The sequence below is a fragment of the Mesorhizobium sp. ISC15 genome, assembly GCF_037162615.1.
In the GTDB taxonomy this organism is placed as follows: Bacteria; Pseudomonadota; Alphaproteobacteria; order Rhizobiales; family Rhizobiaceae; genus Mesorhizobium; species Mesorhizobium mediterraneum.
Genome location: NZ_JAVSPX010000001.1, coordinates 3,396,138 through 3,412,861 on the forward strand (window position 1 = coordinate 3,396,138; position 16,724 = coordinate 3,412,861).

Consider the following 16,724-nt stretch of genomic DNA (forward strand, 5'->3'; position numbering starts at 1 on the left):
GCAAGAGACCGGATTCGCATGGCCACGACCTACGACCTCATCCTGACAGGCGGCACCGTGGTCAACCATGATGGCGAGGGTCGGCGCGACGTCGGCGTGACCGGTGGGCGCATCGCGGCCATCGGTGACCTCGGCCAGGCGTCGGCCGGAGAGACAATCGACTGCCGCGGCCTGCACGTCCTGCCGGGCGTCGTCGACAGCCAGGTGCATTTTCGCGAACCGGGGCTCGAGCATAAGGAAGATTTGGAGAGCGGCTCGCGGGCAGCGGTGCTGGGCGGCGTCACCGCCGTCTTCGAGATGCCCAATACCAACCCGCTGACCACCAGCGAGGCAGCCCTTGCCGACAAGGTGCGGCGCGCCACCGGCCGAATGCATTGCGACTTTGCCTTCTGGGTCGGCGGCACCCGCGAGAATGCAGAGGACGCAGGCGATCTTGAACGGCTGCCGGGCGCTGCTGGGATAAAAGTTTTCATGGGCTCGTCCACCGGCGACCTTTTGGTCGAGGACGATGAGGGCGTTGCCTCGATCCTGAAGAACACGCGCCGCCGCGCTGCCTTCCATTCCGAGGACGAATTCCGACTGCGCGAGCGGCTCGGCGAACGCACCGACGGCGACCCATCCTCGCATCCGGTGTGGCGCGACGAGATCGCGGCACTGCGCTGCACCGAGCGCCTGGTGCGCATCGCGCGACAGGCCCGCGCCCGCATCCATGTGCTGCACATCTCGACGGCCGAGGAGATCACTTTCCTCGAACAGCATAAGGATGTCGCGACCTGCGAGGCGACGCCGCATCATCTGACGCTGAGCGCGGATGATTACGCTCGGCTTGGCACGCTGATCCAGATGAACCCACCGGTGCGGGCAGTGCGCCACCGCGACGGCATCTGGCGCGGCGTTGTGCAAGGTATCGTCGATGTGCTGGGTTCCGACCACGCCCCGCACACGCTGGCCGAGAAGGCAAAACCCTATCCGGCCTCGCCGTCGGGCATGACTGGCGTGCAGACACTGGTGCCGATCATGCTGGATCACATCAATGCCGGCCGGCTGACGTTGCAACGTTTCGTCGACCTCTCCAGCCACGGTCCGCAGCGCATCTTCGGCATGGCCAGGAAAGGCCGCATCGCCGCCGGCTATGACGCCGATTTCACGATTGTCGATCTGAAGCGCCGCGAAACCATCACCAATGCCCAGGCCGGCTCCAAGGCCGGCTGGACGCCTTATGACGGAAGGAAAGTGACTGGCTGGCCGGTCGGCACAGTCGTGCGCGGCCGGCGCGTGATGTGGGAAGGCGAGATCGTCACCCCCAGCCAGGGCAGAGCGGTGGAGTTTTCGGAGGCGCTGGCGGTCTAGGCGGGCTTGTGGGCAGGGAGGGTGATGCCGCTCAATCCCCTGCGACGAAGAACGTCCACTGTCCGGCGGGCGTGATGCCGACGCGGTAGAAGATGTAGGCGCCGAACTGCTTCATGCTGTCATAGTCGCCAGCGGTGACGATCTTGAAAAGCTCGACCCGCTGCCTGGCGTCGAGCTTGTCCAGCGGCAGCGCGAAGAAATATGGCCAGACATAGAGCTCCTGCGGCGTGCCGGCATCGACATGGACATAGCCGGCATTGAGCACCTCTTCCAGGATGGCGAGGATCTCTTGGCCTTCCGCGTCGCCCGAAAGACCTTTCAGGAAGGTGATCGGGTCGCCTTCGATCTCGCTCAGCGACAATTGAGTCATCGTGTCGCCCTTGCCGATCAGTGGCCGGAGCCTTTCGATGTCGCCGCTCTTGCAGGCCTCGACGATCAGATCGTGCATGCGCCTGACCGGCTCCGGCAGCTTGCCGAGATCATAGACGACCTCGGGCAAGGGTTCATCCGGATCGGCATGCGGATTGGCCATGCCACCATCGTTCGTTGGTCCCTCTGGTTCGACCTGTTCCGGCTCGTCGGGCTGCGTTGGCTGGCTGGCCGCGGGCGGCGGCGTGCCGAGCGGGTCGGGCATCGGCACCGTCGTTCCGGGCGGCGACATGTCGTCATCGGCGGGCGGCGCGACCGGCGAAGGAAGGTCCTCGCGCTTGATTTCACTCAGCGTATAGGCGGGGCTGCTTGCGAGGCAAAGCGTGAGCGGAGCCGCGGCGCAAAAAGCAGCGAGCCGGATGCTGAGGGCCAAGCCACGCGGCTGGCCTGACATCGAAAAATTCACCGCCTGCCTCTCCATGATTCCCGGGCCCTTAGAAGAGCCCCAGGCCCTTACAGGTGCCACAGGCCCTTACAGGTGCCCCGGGGCAATGATGCCCAAGCGGCACGTCCTCGTCAAAGAGCCTGATGCCGGTTCAGTGCCGCAGCCGTCCTGGTTCGAAGGCCCCGGCTATCACCTTTTCACGCATGCGGTCGAGCAGGGCAAGGGCTGAGGTCTCGCCATTGGCGCGCAGCATTTCGCCGAAGGCGGTTTCGAGGGCCGCCTCGGCGATGATTTCCGGCTCGATTCCGGCCGAAAGCCCTTCCGCCCAGGCCTCGCTGTGGCTTTCCACTGCGGTCAGGCGCTTTTCTTCCCTGACCAGCGCGTCGATGTCGTTGACGCCATGTTCCATTGCGATGTCCACCCCTTTTCAAGCGGCGATCCGACAGATGCGGATCAGGCTTGGGCTGTCCTTTTTTACACGCAGGTTAAGTAAGTACTTGTAAATACGACATTTCTAGGGTCGCTTCCGACAAGTCTCGTCGCGTTTTGTAAACCTGCGCTCGATCCGATTCAAAACTTAGCCGATTAGGCCGGCGAGCGGGACGAAAACCTTCAGTTTGAGTTAATTCCACATCCGCGCGGTAACGTTTCGTTAATACCGTTGCAGAAGTGCAACACAAGGATTGCACTAAGATGCCACCGGACACAAGCAGGCCGGACACAAGCAGGCAGGTGTCAAGGTCAGTTGCCGTAGCGCGAGGCGATGTCGCGCGACAGCGTCTCGCCTTCCTTCATGTAGCGGCTGATGGCTTCGGTCGCCGAGGCGGTGCACTGCGTGTAGGTGCTGCCGAACGAGCGGTAGCCGCGGTTGAAGCTGGCGATGAAGCGGGCGCGCCGCTCCGGGTCCGGGTTTTCCGAAGCAATCAGCTTCTCCATCTCGGCCCGCCACTGGTCGCCCTTCTCGCCGCATAGATTACGCAGAAAATGCAGCGACCCCAAAACCTCCGCCAGCCGCATCAGCCCCGGCTCGAACGGCGACTCGGCGGCCAGAGCCGGCTGCGGCCCGATCGCCGTGCTGGCGGCGAGGCAAGCTGCAAGGAAAAACGAGGCGCGGATCATAAGTCCTTGTGGCGAAACATACTGTCGCCTGCAAGGCGATTTTCGAGGCTATGCCCCTTCGTTCCTGAGCAATCCGTCGGCAACGGCAAACACCGAAGCGGCAAGCGGCAGCGCCGTCATTTCGCTGAGCGTATAGAAGGCGGCGGTCTCGGCGTCGTCGCTGGCCACGGGCTCGCCGCCGGCATAGGTGGCGCCGAACACCGTCAGCAGATAGTCGACCGGGTGCCCGTCGCTGTTGCCATCGATGTGGATTTCCCGAAGGAGGCGGTAGTTGTGCGCCTGCAATCCGGTTTCTTCCAGCAATTCGCGTTGCGCGGCTTCCTCCAGCGTTTCGCCGGCCTCGACCTTGCCGCCTGGAAACGCGTAAAATCCTTGCGAAGGCTGCCGCGCCCGTTTGACCAGCAGCACGGTGTCGCCGCGGACGATGGCGACTGAGACAGCCGGGAGTATTTTACGCATCTCGTCCATGGATCTCCGATCGTCATTTGCTGTGTCCGTTGTGGACCGGCGGGCGAGAAGAAGCATTAGCGGTTGCGCAACGCCGGTTCCATCGCCACCTTCGCATCCGACCAACTCAACGAGTTTTTAGCTTATGTGCGGACGCTTTGCCTTGACCGCCACGCCGGACCAGACCGCCGCTTTTCTCGGTCTGGCGGAGCTGGAGGATTTTCCGGCCCGCTACAACATCGCGCCGACGCAGCCGGTGCTGATGGCGATCGCCGGTTTGCCGAAGGCGCCAGGCTCGAATTTGCCCGACCGCCAGCCGATGCTGGTGCGCTGGGGGCTGATCCCGGCCTGGGTGAAGGACACGCGTGAGTTTCCGCTGCTGTTCAACGCCCGCTCGGAGGGAGCAACGGAAAAGGCCTCGTTTCGCACCGCTATGCGCCATCGCCGCGCTTTGGTCCCGGCCTCCGGTTTCTACGAATCGCGTCAATCAGGCGGCAAGAGGGGGCAGCCCTATTGGGTGCGGCCGAAGCATGGCGGGCTTGTCGCCTTCGCCGGGCTGATCGAGACCTATGCCGAGCCGGGCGGCTCGGAAATGGACACCGGCGCCATCCTGACCGTCAACGCCAATGCCGACATCGCCCATATACACGACCGGATGCCGGTGGTGATAAATCCGCAGGATTTCGCCCGCTGGCTGGATTGCCGCACGCTGGAGCCGCGCGATGTGGCCGACCTGCTCAGACCGGCACAGCTCGATTTCTTCGAGGTTGTCCCGGTTTCCGACCTGGTCAACAAGGTCGCCAACACCGGACCGGAGATTCAGGAAAGGGGCGTCGTGGGACCGGAGCCCGAGAAGGCCAGGCGCCAGAAGCCCGGCGCGGACAACGGGCAGATGACTTTGTTCTAGCTGCTATTTTCCTGGCACCTTTCGGCACCCTCATTGCCGGCGCATGGCGTCGGCTGACGTCACATCAGGCAGCGCGCGGCGATGTGATCTTCTGCGCCGGCTTTTTCTTCTTCGCGGTATGGAGAAGGGCGGCGACGATCGCGGCCGGGCCGATCGCCCGGTATTGGTTGGCGAGCGCCGGTTGCTTGGCGCTGCTGGAGTCCTGCTTGGTTCGGGGCATTTTTCTCTTCCCTGGTAACGTCTTCGTGTCCGCGTTTGCTGGTCGAATCCGACCAAATCGTGACATCTGGTGATCTAGCCGGCGAATGTTTCATGACTGTGCCGACATGTTTAATAAAATGTTTCACTGCGTCATAACCTGTGAATCAACGACTCTTTTGCCGAAAGTTGCGACTTGACGGCAACACTGGCTGAGGCGATAAAGCCGCTCATGAGAACGTCTTTCGCCATTTGTGGCATTTGCATTATTGGCTAGCCTCGCGCTGGTCCGGACGTTTTCGCCTATCTTCCTTCTAGAGTGGACAAACGCCCCGGCCAGCAGGCTGGCGCCTGCTTTGCGTCTCGGCGCAAGGAAGACTCCAGCTCGAACAAGAATATCGGACCGGAAGGCACGGAATGTCTGACGCATCGAAGGGCCTGCGCCTCTACAACACGCTGACGCGGACCAAGGAGGATTTCTTCCCGATCGATCCGCGCAATGTGCGCATGTATGTCTGCGGCCCGACGGTCTACGATTTTGCCCATATCGGCAATGCGCGGCCAGTGATCGTGTTCGACGTGCTGTTCCGCCTGCTGCGCCATCTCTACGGGCAAGCGCATGTCACCTATGTGCGCAACATCACGGATGTCGACGACAAGATCAACGCCCGCGCCTTGCGTGATTTCGGCGGCGAGATTGCCTCGGGAAAACTGTCGCTGAACGAGGCGATCCGTCGGGTCACCGAAAAGACCGCCGACCAGTTCCACAAAGATGTGGCGACGCTCGGCTGCCTGGAGCCGACGGTCGAGCCGCGCGCCACCGAGTTCGTCGCGCCGCGCGCCGACGGCAAGGCCGACATGATCTCCTTGATTCAACGCTTGATCGAACGCGGCCATGCCTATGTTGCGGCAGGCGAAGTTCTGTTCGACACGGCCTCGATGCCGGACTATGGCCAATTGTCGAAGCGCAATCTCGACGAGCAGCAGGCCGGCGCCCGCGTCGCCGTCGATGCGCACAAGAAGAACCCTGGCGATTTCGTGCTGTGGAAGCTGTCCTCGCCGGAAGAACCGGGCTGGGACAGCCCGTGGGGCAGGGGCCGGCCGGGCTGGCACATCGAGTGCTCGGCGATGTCGGCCGCCTATCTCGGCGAGGTCTTCGACATCCATGGCGGCGGGCTCGACCTGATCTTCCCGCACCACGAGAACGAGATCGCCCAGTCGCGCTGCGCCCACGGCACCGAAACGATGGCTAAGGTGTGGATGCACAACGGCTTCCTGCAGGTCGAAGGGCAGAAGATGTCCAAGAGCCTGGGCAACTTCCACTCGATCAACGAGTTGCTGGAGACGGAGACCTTTGGTGGCCGCAAATGGCCGGGCGAGGTGCTGCGGCTGGCGATGCTGATGACGCATTATCGCGAGCCGATCGACTTTTCCGTGCGCAAGCTGGAGGAGGCGGAAAACACGCTGCGCAAATGGAAGCGGGCAGCGGACCTTGCGCCGGCGGCGGCAAAGCAATTGCCGGTGGACGTGGTGGAAGCCCTGTCGGACGATCTAGCAACCTATTCTGCGTTCCAGGTGCTGACGCAGTTGGCCGGCGAGGCTGTGGATTTCAATGCTGCTGCTGGCGGCAACGCTGGCGCAGCGGGCAACGATGCTGCCGCTTCGCTGAAGGCGGCGCTGTCGTTCCTCGGCTTCGACGTCGCGCCGGCCAAGGTCGATGAAGGCGAGATCGCCAGGGCGATCGCCAAGCGCCTGGAACTGATCGCCGCCAAGAACTGGGCGGAGGCCGATCGCATCCGCGACGACTTGCTGGCACAGGGTGTTCAGTTGAAGGACGGCAAGGATCCAGTCACCGGCGAACGCGTAACGACGTGGGAGGTCAAGCGATGAGGATGGTGCCAAGCGCCCCCCTCTGGCCTGCCGGCCATCTCCCCCTCAAGGGGGGAGATTGGACGTCACTTCGGCTTTCGCCAATCGCCTACGTTGATGATTGGGCGCTGTCGGCGAAGCCGCCGATCTCCCCCCTTGAGGGGGAGATGGCCGGCAGGCCAGAGGGGGGCGCACTGCGATGACGCATTTCCCGGTACCCGCCAACAACCGCAGCAATGCGCGCAAGATGCGCGGGGCTATGACCGACGCCGAGCTGAAGCTTTGGAATGAGATTAGAGCGCACAGGCTGATGGGACTAGCCTTCAGGCGCCAGATGCCTATCGCCGGCTACATCGTCGATTTCGCCTGCCCCACCAAAAAGTTGATCGTCGAACTCGACGGCTCTCAGCACGCTCGGGCCGAAGCTTCAGCATCCGACGCTGCGAGAACAGCTAAGCTTGAGGCGCTGGGCCGGATCATCCTGCGCTTCTGGAACGACGACGTCATCCGCGATATCGACAATGTCTGCCAGCACATCGTGATCGAGGCCGGTCTGGCCCGTGCCGAAATGCCGGCCGACGAACATAGGAGGGAGGCAGTTCCATGATCGATCATCTCGGCATCACCGTTTCCGATTTTGACACCTCCAAGGCCTTTTACGACAAGGCGATGGCGCCGCTCGGTGCGTCACTCCTCTACATGGTGCCGCAGGAATATACCGGCGGCGCCAAGGTCGGGGGCTATGGCCGCGACCGGCCGGTGTTCTGGCTGCATGCCGGCAAGGACAAGCCGAAGGACCGCCAGCACGTCGCTTTCACCGCGCGCAGCCGCGCCGAGGTCGATGCCTTCCACTCAGCCGCCATCGCCGCCGGCGGCAAGGACAATGGCGCGCCGGGCCTGCGTCCGCACTATCATGCGAACTACTATGGCGCCTTTGTCTTCGATCCCGACGGCAACAATGTCGAAGCCGTCTGCCATGCCCCGGAGTGATCGACGATGAGCCTCGACAACAGACCGGTCTACACAGGCGGTTGCCAGTGCGGCGCCGTGCGCTTCCGTATCGAAGGCGCTCTGGGTGACGCCTCCGTGTGCCATTGCCGCATGTGCCAGAAGGCGAGCGGCAATTTCTACCTGCCGCTAGTGTCCGTGCGTGACGCAAAACTCGACTGGACGCGCGGTGAGCCCAAACGCTTCCGCTCGTCCAGTGCCGCATTGCGCGGTTTTTGTGCCGATTGCGGCACGCCGCTGACCTTCGAGGCGCCCGACGGCATCGCGCTCGCCATCGCCGCCTTCGACGACCCGGAGGAGATCGCGCCGACCATCCAATGGGGCATCGAAGCAAAACTCCCCTATGTGGATCACATCCACGAATTGCCCGGCGAGGACACGATGGCCGACGTCTCGTCGGCCTCCTATCTTGCCGATCTCGTCTCTTACCAGCATCCCGACCACGACACCGAACAATGGCCGCCGGAGGAAAGATCATGACCGAAACCGTTCGAACCGGCGGCTGCCAGTGCGGCGCCGTCCGTTTCCGTATCCGTGGAGCACTCGGGCGCCCGTCCATCTGCCATTGCCGCATGTGCCAGAAACAGTTCGGTTCCTTCTTCGGCGCGCTGGTGACGGTGCCGAAGGACGGCGTCGAATGGGTCCGTGAGGAGCCGAGTTATTTCCAGTCGTCTGTCAATATCGATCGCGGCTTCTGCGCCCGATGCGGCACGCCGCTGACCTACAGGCAGCCCGGCGGGCTCGAGATCGCTATCGGCGCTTTCGACGACCGTTCCGACCTCGCACCGCAGATCCAGGTCAATTACGCCGCGCGGCTGCCCTGGGTGGAGAAGATCTTCGACGCGCCAGTCCACGAGGATCCTGAGTACTACACCCGGCAGGAATCGATCATCTCCTTCCAGCATCCGGATCACGAGACGGCCAACTGGCCGCAGCAGGGCCTGAAATTATGAGCAGTGAACTCCGCAACCTCTATCCCGAGATCGCGGCCTTCGAGTCCGGCATGCTCGATGTGGGCGACGGCCATCAGGTCTATTGGGAGCGTTCCGGCACCAGAGGCGCCAAGCCGGCTGTGTTCCTGCATGGCGGACCGGGCGGCACCATTTCGCCGAAGCATCGGCGGCTGTTCGATCCTAAGCTTTACGACGTCGTCCTGTTCGACCAGCGCGGCTGCGGAAAATCGACTCCGAACGCCTCGCTCGAGGCCAACACCACCTGGCATCTGGTCGCCGACATCGAGCGCCTGCGCGACATGTGCGGCTTCGACAAATGGCTGGTGTTCGGTGGCTCGTGGGGCTCGACGCTGGCGCTGGCCTATGCCGAGACACATCCCGAGCGGGTCAGCGAATTGGTCGTGCGCGGCATTTACACGCTGACGCGCGCGGAGCTCGAATGGTATTACCAGTTCGGCGTCTCGGAAATGTTCCCCGACAAATGGGAACGCTTCCTGGCGCCGATCCCCGAGGCCGAGCGCGGCGACATGATGGCCGCCTATCGCAAGCGGCTGGTCGGCAGCGACCGCAAGGCACAGGTCGAGGCGGCCCGCGCCTGGAGCCTGTGGGAAGGCGAGACGATCACGCTATTGCCCGAGCCTGAAACCAGCGCCCCGTTTGGCGAAGACGACTACGCAGTCGCCTTTGCCCGCATCGAGAACCACTATTTCGTCCATGCCGGCTGGCTGGAGGAAGGGCAGCTGCTGCGCGATGCGTTCAAGCTGAAGGACATCCCCGGCACCATCATCCACGGCCGCTATGACATGCCGTGCCCGGCGCGCTATGCGTGGGCGCTGCACAAGGCGTGGCCGAAGGCGGATTTCCACCTGATCGAGGGCGCCGGCCATGCATATTCGGAGCCGGGCATCCTCGACCGGCTGATCCGGGCGACGGACAAGTTTGTGGGGAAATGATGATGCCTGCTTGTGCTCTACGGCGCCCCCCTCTGCCCTGCCGGGCATCTCCCCCACAAGGGGGGAGATTAGATGTCGCCGTCGCTTTCGCCAATCGCCGACGTTGCAGGAAGCGCGCCGTCGGCAAAGCTGCTGATCTCCCCCTTTGCGGGGGAGATGTCCGGCAGGACAGAGGGGGGTGCACAAGCACCTTGCGGCCATGAGAAAAGAAAGACTGTTCCTCTTCGACACCACTCTGCGCGATGGGCAGCAGACGCCCGGCATCGACTTTTCCGTCGAGGACAAGATCGCCATCGCCAAGCTGCTCGACGAGTTCGGCATCGACTATGTCGAGGGCGGCTATCCCGGCGCCAACCCGACCGACACCGCCTTCTTTGCCGAGCACCGCACGACTAGCGCCAAATTCGTCGCCTTCGGCATGACCAAGCGGGCAGGGGTGTCGGCTTCGAACGATCCCGGGCTTGCCGCACTTGTTCAGTCAAAATCGGACGCAATCTGCTTTGTCGCCAAGAGCTGGGACTACCATGTCCGCGTCGCGCTGGGCTGCACCAACGAAGAAAACCTCGATGCGATCAAGGCCTCGGTCGAAGCGGCGGTTCCCTCGGGCAAGGAAGCGCTGGTCGATTGCGAGCATTTCTTCGACGGCTTCAAGGCCAATCCCGATTATGCGCTGGCCTGCGCCAGGACCGCTTACGACGCCGGCGCGCGCTGGGTGGTGCTGTGTGACACCAACGGCGGCACGCAGCCCTCGGAAGTGCGCGCCATCGCCGAGAAGGTCATCGCCTCAGGCATTCCCGGAGACCATCTCGGCATCCATGCCCATGACGACACTGGCCAGGCGGTGGCGAATTCGCTGGCTGCCGTCGAGGCCGGCGTGCGCCAGATCCAGGGCACGCTGAACGGCATCGGCGAGCGCTGCGGCAACGCCAATCTGATCTCGATTGTGCCGACCCTGGCGCTGAAGCCAGCCTTTTCCAGCCGCTTCGAGACAGGCATTTCGGCCGAAGCATTGGCTGGGATATCGCGCCTATCCCGCGCCTTTGACGAATTGCTGAACCGTGCGCCGGAAGCGCAGGCGCCCTATGTCGGCGCTTCCGCCTTCGCCACCAAGGCCGGCATCCATGCCTCGGCGCTGGCCAAGGAGCCGGCCACCTACGAGCATGTGCCTCCGGAAGCGGTCGGCAACCGCCGCCGCGTCATGGTCTCGGACCAGGGCGGCAGGGCCAATTTCCTCGCCGAGCTGAAGCGGCGCGGCATCGACATGCCCCGGGACGACCACCGGCTCGACGCGCTGATATCAGTGGTCAAGGAGCGCGAGGCCGAGGGCTATGCCTATGAAGGCGCCGATGCCAGCTTCGAGCTTCTGGCGCGCAAGATGCTGCACGGCCTGCCGGAATTCTTCAGCGTCACCTCGTTCCGCTGCATGGTCGAGCGCCGCTTCGACGCCAACGGCCAGCTGAAGACGGTCTCCGAGGCGATCGTCAAGGTGCTGGTCGACGGCGAGGAAAAAATGTCTGTGGCGGAAGGGCACGGCCCGGTCAACGCGCTCGATATCGCGCTGCGCAAGGATCTCGGAAAATTCCAGGACGAGATCGCCGACCTCGAGCTTGCGGACTTCAAGGTGCGTATCCTCAATGGCGGCACCGAGGCGATCACCCGCGTGCTGGTCGAATCGCATGACGGCACCGGCGCCCGCTGGTGGACGGTCGGCGTTTCCGAAAACATCATCGACGCCTCGTTCCAGGCGCTGATGGATTCCATCGTCTACAAGCTGATGAAGAACCGCGAGATGGCCGGGCTGGTAGCGGCAGAGTAAGATTGAACCATCAGCGAAAGTCCATTGATCCATCAGAACTTTGCGATGGTCTTGGCACGGCGGCTGGCGCATAGCGTTGGGCCATGGCCACGCAAGCAATTCAGCTCGAAGCAGACTCAAAGGCCCGGCGTGGCTTTCTGCTGGCGCTGGGCGCCTATCTCCTGTGGGGGTTGCTGCCTTTTTACATGAAGGCGGTCGCGCATCTGCCGCTGGCCGAAGTCATTGCGCACCGCATCGTCTGGTCGGTGCCGATCGCCGCCGCCGTTTTGGTCTGGGCCGGCCGCACCGTGGACTTCAAGGCCGCAATCCGTTCGCCGCGCATCATTTCGATGGCGGCGCTGACGGCAGCGCTGATTTCAGTCAACTGGGGCATCTATGTCTGGGCTATCGCGGTCGACCGTACCATCGAGACCGCGCTAGGCTACTACATCAACCCGCTTGTCAGCGTTGTTGTCGGCGCGCTGCTGCTCGGCGAACGGCTCGACCGGCTGCAGATCGCGGCGGTGGTGCTGGCGGCGATCGCGGTCGCAGTGCTGACGATCGACGCCGGCAAGCTACCCTGGGTATCACTGGTGCTGGCGTTTTCCTTTGCCGCCTATGCCTTCTTCCGCAAGACGCTGCCAATCGGTCCGAGCCAGGGCTTTCTGCTCGAAGTGCTGTTGCTGTCGGTGCCGGCGCTCAGCTACATCATCTTCCTCATCGTCACCGGGCAGGACCATTTCGTCTCCAGTTCCCTGGACGATACGGCGCTGCTGATCGGCTGCGGCCCGGTCACCGCCATACCGTTGCTGCTGTTTGCCTTCGGGGCCAAGCTGTTGCGTCTCTCCACCATCGGCATCATGCAGTATATCGCGCCGACCATTGTGTTCCTGATCGCCGTGCTGATTTTCGGCGAACCCTTCGGCAGCACCCAGGCCATCGCCTTCGGCCTGATCTGGACGGCGCTGGCGATCTACTCCTGGTCGATGTTCCGAGGCCGCGAGATCCGGCCGGCAGTGCGTTAGGGCGAGGGGATTTTCGATGTACTTGCTGCACATAGCAAACAAGAATTATTCCTCGTGGTCGCTGCGGCCCTGGGTGCTGATGCGGACATTGGACGTCCCCTTCGAGGAGCGGCTGACACCGTTTCCGACCGGATCGAGCTGGAGCCTCTACCGGCCGTTCTCGCCCAGCGGCCGCGTACCTTGCCTGATCGACGACGGCTGGGCGGTTTGGGATTCGCTCGCCATCGCCGAATATCTGGCCGAGCGCCACGCCGGCGTCTGGCCTGCCGACGCGAAGGCGCGAGCCTGGGCGCGGTCGGCTGCGGCCGAAATGCATTCGAGCTTCACCGCCTTGCGCGGCTCCTGTCCGATGAACTGCGGTGTCCGCATCGCGCCGGTGCCGATCTCCGATGAGCTGAAGCACGACCTCTTCCGTCTCGGCGATCTCTGGGACGATGGGCTGCGCCGCTTCGGCGGACCGTTCCTGGCTGGCGATCGCTTCACCGCCGTTGACGCCTTCTTTGCCCCGGTGGCGTTTAGGGTTCAGTCCTACGGACTGTCTTTCGAGGGCGCAGCTGCCGCCTATCCGGCGCGATTGCTTGCTCTGCCGGCGATGCGCGAATGGTACGCGGCAGCCCTTGCCGAGACGTGGCGCGAGCCGAACCACGAAGCGGAGGTGCGCGCCGCCGGCACTGTCGTCGAGGACTTTCGCGCAACCTTGTAACGGTTGCCGCTACATCCCGCGCCCCAGCCGCCTGACGAACAGGTAGACGACCGCCGCGACTGCCAGCGATATCGCCGACGCCACCCAAAAACCCATCGGCGTGTCGACCAGCGGCAGGCCGCCGACATTCATGCCGAACAGGCTTGAGATGATCGTCATCGGCAACAGCACCGCCGTCATCACCGACAGCATGTAGAGCAACTGGTTCGACTGCGTCGTCAGCTTGGCCATCAGCTCGTCCTGCAAGAGCCGGGCACGCGCCTGCAATTGCTCGCCGTCATGATGCAATGTATGAGCGCGGTGCGAAAGCCGTGCCGCCATGTCGTAGATTGTGTCGGGCAATCGTTGCGATGCGAATGGTCGAGATGGCGGAACAGGCTGGTCAGCGTCGCCATCTGCCGGTGGATCACCACCAGATGCCGGCGTGCATCGACCAGCGCCTGCCGCTCATTGTGCCATGCATCGCAGACGATGCGATCCTCGATCCCGTCGAGCGTGTCGCCAAGGCCACCGAGTTCCGTCGCCATGCCGTCGAGCGACTGGCCCATGACAGCCTCGATCAGTTCGGCCGGAGAGCGGAACTTGCGCGAGCCGTTGTCGATCGCCTTACGGACGTTGTCGACCGACTGCAGCGGTTGCTTGCGGCCGCCGATCAGCATCGTGTCGTTGAAGGCGAAGCGGAAATGGCCGAGCCCACGCGCTTCCGCCGAATAGTCGTGGCGCAGGTCCGGCAGATCGCCGTAGAGCCAGTCGCCCTCAAGGTCGATATGGCAGCCATGGCCGGCCGACAGGAAGGCATCGCGCACCGGCGGCGGCAAAGCCTGATCGGCGGCGATCTCGTGGCGGGCACGCATGTCGGAAAGCTGATAGCTGCGCCATGTCCAGTGTGCGGCGGCCGGGTCTTTGGTTCGCGTGCCTTCGGCGGTGAAGTGATAGATGAAGAACAACCCATGCTCGTCGGGCAGGTACGGCGACAGGTCGGTGCCTTCCGGGTTGAGGGCGATGTTCATGGTCGCTTGGCCAGCTTTTTGAAAACAACGCCGCGCGGCCGCAGCGGCCGGTGATTCCTAGCACGGGCGCTCCCGGTTTCGTGTGACGGTTTCTTGACACTTTGACCGTGGTCCGAGGCGCACACACGAACGCCGCTGTTTGGAGGCAATTTGGAATAATACGTCGTTGACTGGCGTTTACGCAAAGAGCACGACGCAAATCCATGCGGAGGACGTCCGATGCATGCCGGCTTCCCACGAAGCATATTCATAGCGGTATTGGGAGCCGTCATGGCGAGTTGCGCCGGCTTTCCAGCGCAGAAAATGGAGGCAATAACCGGCTATGGCCCCAACCCCACTTTGCCGAAGCCAAGACCGACGCTGATCCCGACCGTCAACATCGCCGAGGCGAAAGGCTGGCAGGAAGGTGGTATGCCGACCCCCGCGACGGGGCTGACGGTGAGCGCCTTCGCCACCGGCCTTGACCATCCGCGCTGGCTGCATGTGCTTCCGAACGGCGACGTGCTGGTTGCCGAAACCAACGCCCCTGCCAAGCAGGATGAAGGCTTCAGCCTTAGAAAGGTCTTCATGGACCTGGCTATGAAGCGGGCCGGCGCCGCGACCCCAAGCGCCAACCGCATCACGCTCCTGCGCGACACCAATGGCGACGGCGTTGCGGATGTGCGCACCACGTTCGCGGAAGACCTCAATTCACCCTTCGGTATGACGCTGTCCAAAGGCAAGCTCTACGTCGCGAATACCGACGCGCTCGTCGCTTTCCCCTACTCCAATGGCCAGACCCGAGTCACCACGCCGCCGGAAAAGATCATCGACTTGCCGGCCGGAGAGCTCAACCATCATTGGACCAAGGACGTGATCGCAAGTCCGGATGGACGCAAGCTCTATGCCACCGTCGGCTCCAACAGTAACGTTGGAGAAAACGGCATGGCCGCCGAGAAGAACCGCGCCGCCGTCCTTGAAGTGGATTTGTCCACCCGCCGCACCCGGGTCTTCGCGTCGGGGCTGCGCAACCCGAACGGGCTCTCCTGGAACCCTGAAACTGGCGAGCTTTGGGTCGCCGTGAACGAGCGTGACGAGATCGGCGACGATCTCGTGCCGGATTACATGACCTCGGTTCGTGACGGCGCGTTCTACGGCTGGCCTTACAGCTACTACGGACAGAACGTCGACAAACGCGTCAAGCCGCAGCGCCCCGATCTCGTGGCGAGGGCGGTCAAGCCCGACTATGCCCTGGGTTCCCATACCGCCTCGCTGGGACTGACCTTTTCCAAAGGCGCGTCGCTCGGTCCGGCCTACGGCAACGGCGCCTTCGTCGGCCAGCACGGCTCGTGGAACAGAAGCGTGCACAGCGGCTACAAGGTGATCTTCGTGCCGTTCCGCGGTGGTAAACCGAGCGGTCCCCCGAAGGATGTGCTCACTGGCTTCATTGGGCATGATGGCAAGGCGATGGGCCGTCCGGTCGGCGTTGCTATTGATCAGACCGGCGCATTGCTCGTCGCCGACGATGTCGGCAATGTCATCTGGCGGGCCAGCCGGGCAAGTCGCCGACTTGCGGGGGCAGTAGGGCAGTAGGGCAGTAGGGCGGCCTTATGTAGCAAAGCACCAAGCCCCGACGACGGGAGGGGACCGTGAGCTAGGCGCCGTGTGGGCGCGAGCGGTATTGGCCGCATTCTTTCTAACTAGCGTAGTTCTCTTCGCTAGTTATAGAGAAAGTTTTCCCATCGGCGATCCCGTTGGGACCGGGATGATATTCGAACTTGAAAGCTGTTTCTCTCGGGTTGTCGAACGCATCGGAATAGTCGATTCTGCCATAAACGAAGAACCGGCCAGCGCCATTTTCCATGGTGCTTTTGGACATTTTCCAGACCATGTGGAAAATGAAAACCGGATGATTGAAGTCCTGTCCAGGTCCGATATCAAAGCCGCGCACCGTTCTGTCTTTGGTGAGATCAGAACGAGGATCATGGCCAACAAAATTCAGGTTGTAGCCGCTGGTAATCGCGATCTTGTGGGCTGGACTGGAACCGGCATTCTTGATCGAGATAATGATTGTAGGAGAGGCGGTGTCGGTGCCCTCTATCGATATATCGGTTACGCCGACATAAGCTCGCGTTTCGATAATTCCCAAGCGCCTAGTTTCAAGCAAGGTGTTGCGAACGTAGATAACGCCGGCAATGGTGGCGAGGAGGGTTACAAAGGAAACCGCCAAGACGCCGAACGCCCAATCAGCCATCGCCTGCTGAGCGGAAAGATCATATTCGGAGCGTTTGGATTCCTGCTCGGCGCGTACTTTTTCCTCTATGCATTTTCTGATCGCAGAAACGTCAGCGCCGACACACTCGCGCTCTATGGCGCTCTCGGTTTCGCTGGCATGGTTTGCGGCATTGTAATCTGCGCGCTGGTCATATTTGGCGTTTCTGGCTGATACATCCCAAATCGTAATCGCGCACAAAATCAGTAGCAGTCCAACAAAGAACCACGTTACAATTGTACGGACGCTACCCCTATCGCCGTCAGGCATTGTAAGAAAAACGCTGCTGTGAATTTGCCCCTAGAGAGCTTATTCCGCACGT

General features: G+C 62.7%; 19 protein-coding genes and 1 pseudogene. 12 read left to right on the forward strand and 8 right to left on the reverse strand.

What is annotated here, in order from left to right; translation table 11 throughout:
* Nucleotides 1-18: 18 nt before the first annotated feature.
* Nucleotides 19-1,350: a dihydroorotase gene (locus tag RPG13_RS16205; protein ID WP_337125483.1), complete on the forward strand. Its 1,332-nt coding sequence runs from the start codon at nucleotides 19-21 to the stop codon at nucleotides 1,348-1,350.
* A 31-nt stretch (nucleotides 1,351-1,381) separates the two neighbouring features.
* On the opposite strand, the gene RPG13_RS16210 is transcribed toward RPG13_RS16205, so the two are convergent.
* The 4 genes from RPG13_RS16210 to RPG13_RS16225 all read right to left on the reverse strand — a co-directional run bounded on the left by RPG13_RS16210 (nucleotide 1,382) and on the right by RPG13_RS16225 (nucleotide 3,751).
* Entirely contained in the window at nucleotides 1,382-2,185 is an 804-nt protein-coding gene (locus RPG13_RS16210) for a hypothetical protein (protein WP_164759169.1), read from the reverse strand.
* 130 nt (nucleotides 2,186-2,315) lie between these two features.
* Entirely contained in the window at nucleotides 2,316-2,573 is a 258-nt protein-coding gene (locus RPG13_RS16215) for a hypothetical protein (RefSeq protein ID WP_077381793.1), read from the reverse strand.
* Between the two features lie 332 nt (nucleotides 2,574-2,905).
* Nucleotides 2,906-3,283, reverse strand: coding sequence for a TIGR02301 family protein (locus RPG13_RS16220; RefSeq protein WP_127205193.1), 378 nt, complete (start codon nucleotides 3,281-3,283; stop codon nucleotides 2,906-2,908).
* Between the two features lie 48 nt (nucleotides 3,284-3,331).
* On the reverse strand, nucleotides 3,332-3,751 hold the full coding sequence (locus RPG13_RS16225) for an NUDIX hydrolase (RefSeq protein WP_095483156.1): 420 nt from the start codon (nucleotides 3,749-3,751) through the stop codon (nucleotides 3,332-3,334).
* 124 nt (nucleotides 3,752-3,875) lie between these two features.
* Between RPG13_RS16225 and RPG13_RS16230 the strand changes: the two genes are divergently transcribed.
* Nucleotides 3,876-4,637, forward strand: coding sequence for an SOS response-associated peptidase (locus tag RPG13_RS16230; protein WP_127205192.1), 762 nt, complete (start codon nucleotides 3,876-3,878; stop codon nucleotides 4,635-4,637).
* Nucleotides 4,638-4,701: 64 nt separating this feature from the next.
* Here the strand turns inward: RPG13_RS16230 and RPG13_RS16235 are convergent, their stop codons facing one another.
* A complete protein-coding gene (locus RPG13_RS16235; RefSeq protein WP_095483158.1) occupies nucleotides 4,702-4,857 on the reverse strand; it encodes a hypothetical protein in 156 nt (51 codons plus the stop codon).
* Nucleotides 4,858-5,252: 395 nt separating this feature from the next.
* Here RPG13_RS16235 and cysS point away from each other — a divergent pair, with 395 nt between their 5' ends.
* The 9 genes from cysS (at nucleotide 5,253) to RPG13_RS16280 (ending at nucleotide 13,141) form a co-directional block, all read left to right on the forward strand.
* On the forward strand, nucleotides 5,253-6,725 hold the full coding sequence (gene cysS, locus RPG13_RS16240) for a cysteine--tRNA ligase (RefSeq protein WP_292712310.1): 1,473 nt from the start codon (nucleotides 5,253-5,255) through the stop codon (nucleotides 6,723-6,725).
* 178 nt (nucleotides 6,726-6,903) lie between these two features.
* A complete protein-coding gene (locus tag RPG13_RS16245; protein ID WP_095483161.1) occupies nucleotides 6,904-7,311 on the forward strand; it encodes an endonuclease domain-containing protein in 408 nt (135 codons plus the stop codon).
* On the forward strand, nucleotides 7,308-7,694 hold the full coding sequence (locus tag RPG13_RS16250; RefSeq protein WP_292712311.1) for a VOC family protein: 387 nt from the start codon (nucleotides 7,308-7,310) through the stop codon (nucleotides 7,692-7,694). Before RPG13_RS16245 ends, RPG13_RS16250 begins: the two co-directional genes overlap by 4 nt.
* A gap of 6 nt (nucleotides 7,695-7,700) precedes the next feature.
* Nucleotides 7,701-8,192, forward strand: a complete 492-nt coding sequence (locus RPG13_RS16255; protein WP_128244193.1) for a GFA family protein — start codon at nucleotides 7,701-7,703, stop codon at nucleotides 8,190-8,192.
* Nucleotides 8,189-8,665, forward strand: coding sequence for a GFA family protein (locus RPG13_RS16260; protein ID WP_095483292.1), 477 nt, complete (start codon nucleotides 8,189-8,191; stop codon nucleotides 8,663-8,665). Before RPG13_RS16255 ends, RPG13_RS16260 begins: the two co-directional genes overlap by 4 nt.
* On the forward strand, nucleotides 8,662-9,618 hold the full coding sequence (pip, locus tag RPG13_RS16265; protein WP_337125484.1) for a prolyl aminopeptidase: 957 nt from the start codon (nucleotides 8,662-8,664) through the stop codon (nucleotides 9,616-9,618). Before RPG13_RS16260 ends, pip begins: the two co-directional genes overlap by 4 nt.
* Nucleotides 9,619-9,817: 199 nt before the next feature.
* Nucleotides 9,818-11,434: a citramalate synthase gene (cimA, locus tag RPG13_RS16270; RefSeq protein ID WP_292712314.1), complete on the forward strand. Its 1,617-nt coding sequence runs from the start codon at nucleotides 9,818-9,820 to the stop codon at nucleotides 11,432-11,434.
* Nucleotides 11,435-11,517: 83 nt separating this feature from the next.
* Nucleotides 11,518-12,438 (forward strand): EamA family transporter RarD, encoded by a 921-nt coding sequence (gene rarD / locus RPG13_RS16275; RefSeq protein WP_292712316.1) that lies wholly within the window; start codon nucleotides 11,518-11,520, stop codon nucleotides 12,436-12,438.
* Nucleotides 12,439-12,454: 16 nt separating this feature from the next.
* The gene (locus RPG13_RS16280; RefSeq protein WP_292712317.1) at nucleotides 12,455-13,141 is read left to right on the forward strand and encodes a glutathione S-transferase family protein; all 687 of its coding nucleotides are present in this window, start codon (nucleotides 12,455-12,457) and stop codon (nucleotides 13,139-13,141) included.
* A 9-nt stretch (nucleotides 13,142-13,150) separates the two neighbouring features.
* Here the strand turns inward: RPG13_RS16280 and RPG13_RS16285 are convergent.
* A pseudogene (locus tag RPG13_RS16285) lies at nucleotides 13,151-14,151 on the reverse strand (transporter).
* A gap of 219 nt (nucleotides 14,152-14,370) precedes the next feature.
* On the opposite strand from RPG13_RS16285, the gene RPG13_RS16290 reads away from it, so the two are divergent.
* The gene (locus RPG13_RS16290) at nucleotides 14,371-15,723 is read left to right on the forward strand and encodes a PQQ-dependent sugar dehydrogenase (RefSeq protein ID WP_337125485.1); all 1,353 of its coding nucleotides are present in this window, start codon (nucleotides 14,371-14,373) and stop codon (nucleotides 15,721-15,723) included.
* Nucleotides 15,724-15,826: 103 nt separating this feature from the next.
* On the opposite strand, the gene RPG13_RS16295 is transcribed toward RPG13_RS16290, so the two are convergent.
* Nucleotides 15,827-16,672: a hypothetical protein gene (locus RPG13_RS16295; RefSeq protein WP_128244184.1), complete on the reverse strand. Its 846-nt coding sequence runs from the start codon at nucleotides 16,670-16,672 to the stop codon at nucleotides 15,827-15,829.
* Nucleotides 16,633-16,722 (reverse strand): DUF6471 domain-containing protein, encoded by a 90-nt coding sequence (locus tag RPG13_RS34970; RefSeq protein ID WP_245493167.1) that lies wholly within the window; start codon nucleotides 16,720-16,722, stop codon nucleotides 16,633-16,635. The genes RPG13_RS16295 and RPG13_RS34970 overlap by 40 nt, the downstream gene beginning before the upstream one ends.
* Nucleotides 16,723-16,724: the final 2 nt, after the last annotated feature.

Excerpts from the sequence above, each read along its gene's own strand:
- RPG13_RS16295 (WP_128244184.1), bottom strand. The coding sequence starts at position 16,672 with ATGCCTGACGGCGATAGGGGTAGCGTCCGTACAATTGTAACGTGGTTC.
- RPG13_RS16235 (WP_095483158.1), bottom strand. The coding sequence starts at position 4,857 with ATGCCCCGAACCAAGCAGGACTCCAGCAGCGCCAAGCAACCGGCGCTC.
- pip (WP_337125484.1), top strand. The coding sequence starts at position 8,662 with ATGAGCAGTGAACTCCGCAACCTCTATCCCGAGATCGCGGCCTTCGAG.
- RPG13_RS16205 (WP_337125483.1), top strand. The coding sequence starts at position 19 with ATGGCCACGACCTACGACCTCATCCTGACAGGCGGCACCGTGGTCAAC.
- RPG13_RS16215 (WP_077381793.1), bottom strand. The coding sequence starts at position 2,573 with ATGGAACATGGCGTCAACGACATCGACGCGCTGGTCAGGGAAGAAAAG.
- RPG13_RS16245 (WP_095483161.1), top strand. The coding sequence starts at position 6,904 with ATGACGCATTTCCCGGTACCCGCCAACAACCGCAGCAATGCGCGCAAG.
- RPG13_RS16260 (WP_095483292.1), top strand. The coding sequence starts at position 8,189 with ATGACCGAAACCGTTCGAACCGGCGGCTGCCAGTGCGGCGCCGTCCGT.
- RPG13_RS16255 (WP_128244193.1), top strand. The coding sequence starts at position 7,701 with ATGAGCCTCGACAACAGACCGGTCTACACAGGCGGTTGCCAGTGCGGC.
- RPG13_RS16280 (WP_292712317.1), top strand. The coding sequence starts at position 12,455 with ATGTACTTGCTGCACATAGCAAACAAGAATTATTCCTCGTGGTCGCTG.
- cysS (WP_292712310.1), top strand. The coding sequence starts at position 5,253 with ATGTCTGACGCATCGAAGGGCCTGCGCCTCTACAACACGCTGACGCGG.
- RPG13_RS16290 (WP_337125485.1), top strand. The coding sequence starts at position 14,371 with ATGCATGCCGGCTTCCCACGAAGCATATTCATAGCGGTATTGGGAGCC.
- RPG13_RS16220 (WP_127205193.1), bottom strand. The coding sequence starts at position 3,283 with ATGATCCGCGCCTCGTTTTTCCTTGCAGCTTGCCTCGCCGCCAGCACG.
- RPG13_RS16225 (WP_095483156.1), bottom strand. The coding sequence starts at position 3,751 with ATGGACGAGATGCGTAAAATACTCCCGGCTGTCTCAGTCGCCATCGTC.
- RPG13_RS16230 (WP_127205192.1), top strand. The coding sequence starts at position 3,876 with ATGTGCGGACGCTTTGCCTTGACCGCCACGCCGGACCAGACCGCCGCT.
- RPG13_RS16250 (WP_292712311.1), top strand. The coding sequence starts at position 7,308 with ATGATCGATCATCTCGGCATCACCGTTTCCGATTTTGACACCTCCAAG.
- cimA (WP_292712314.1), top strand. The coding sequence starts at position 9,818 with ATGAGAAAAGAAAGACTGTTCCTCTTCGACACCACTCTGCGCGATGGG.
- rarD (WP_292712316.1), top strand. The coding sequence starts at position 11,518 with ATGGCCACGCAAGCAATTCAGCTCGAAGCAGACTCAAAGGCCCGGCGT.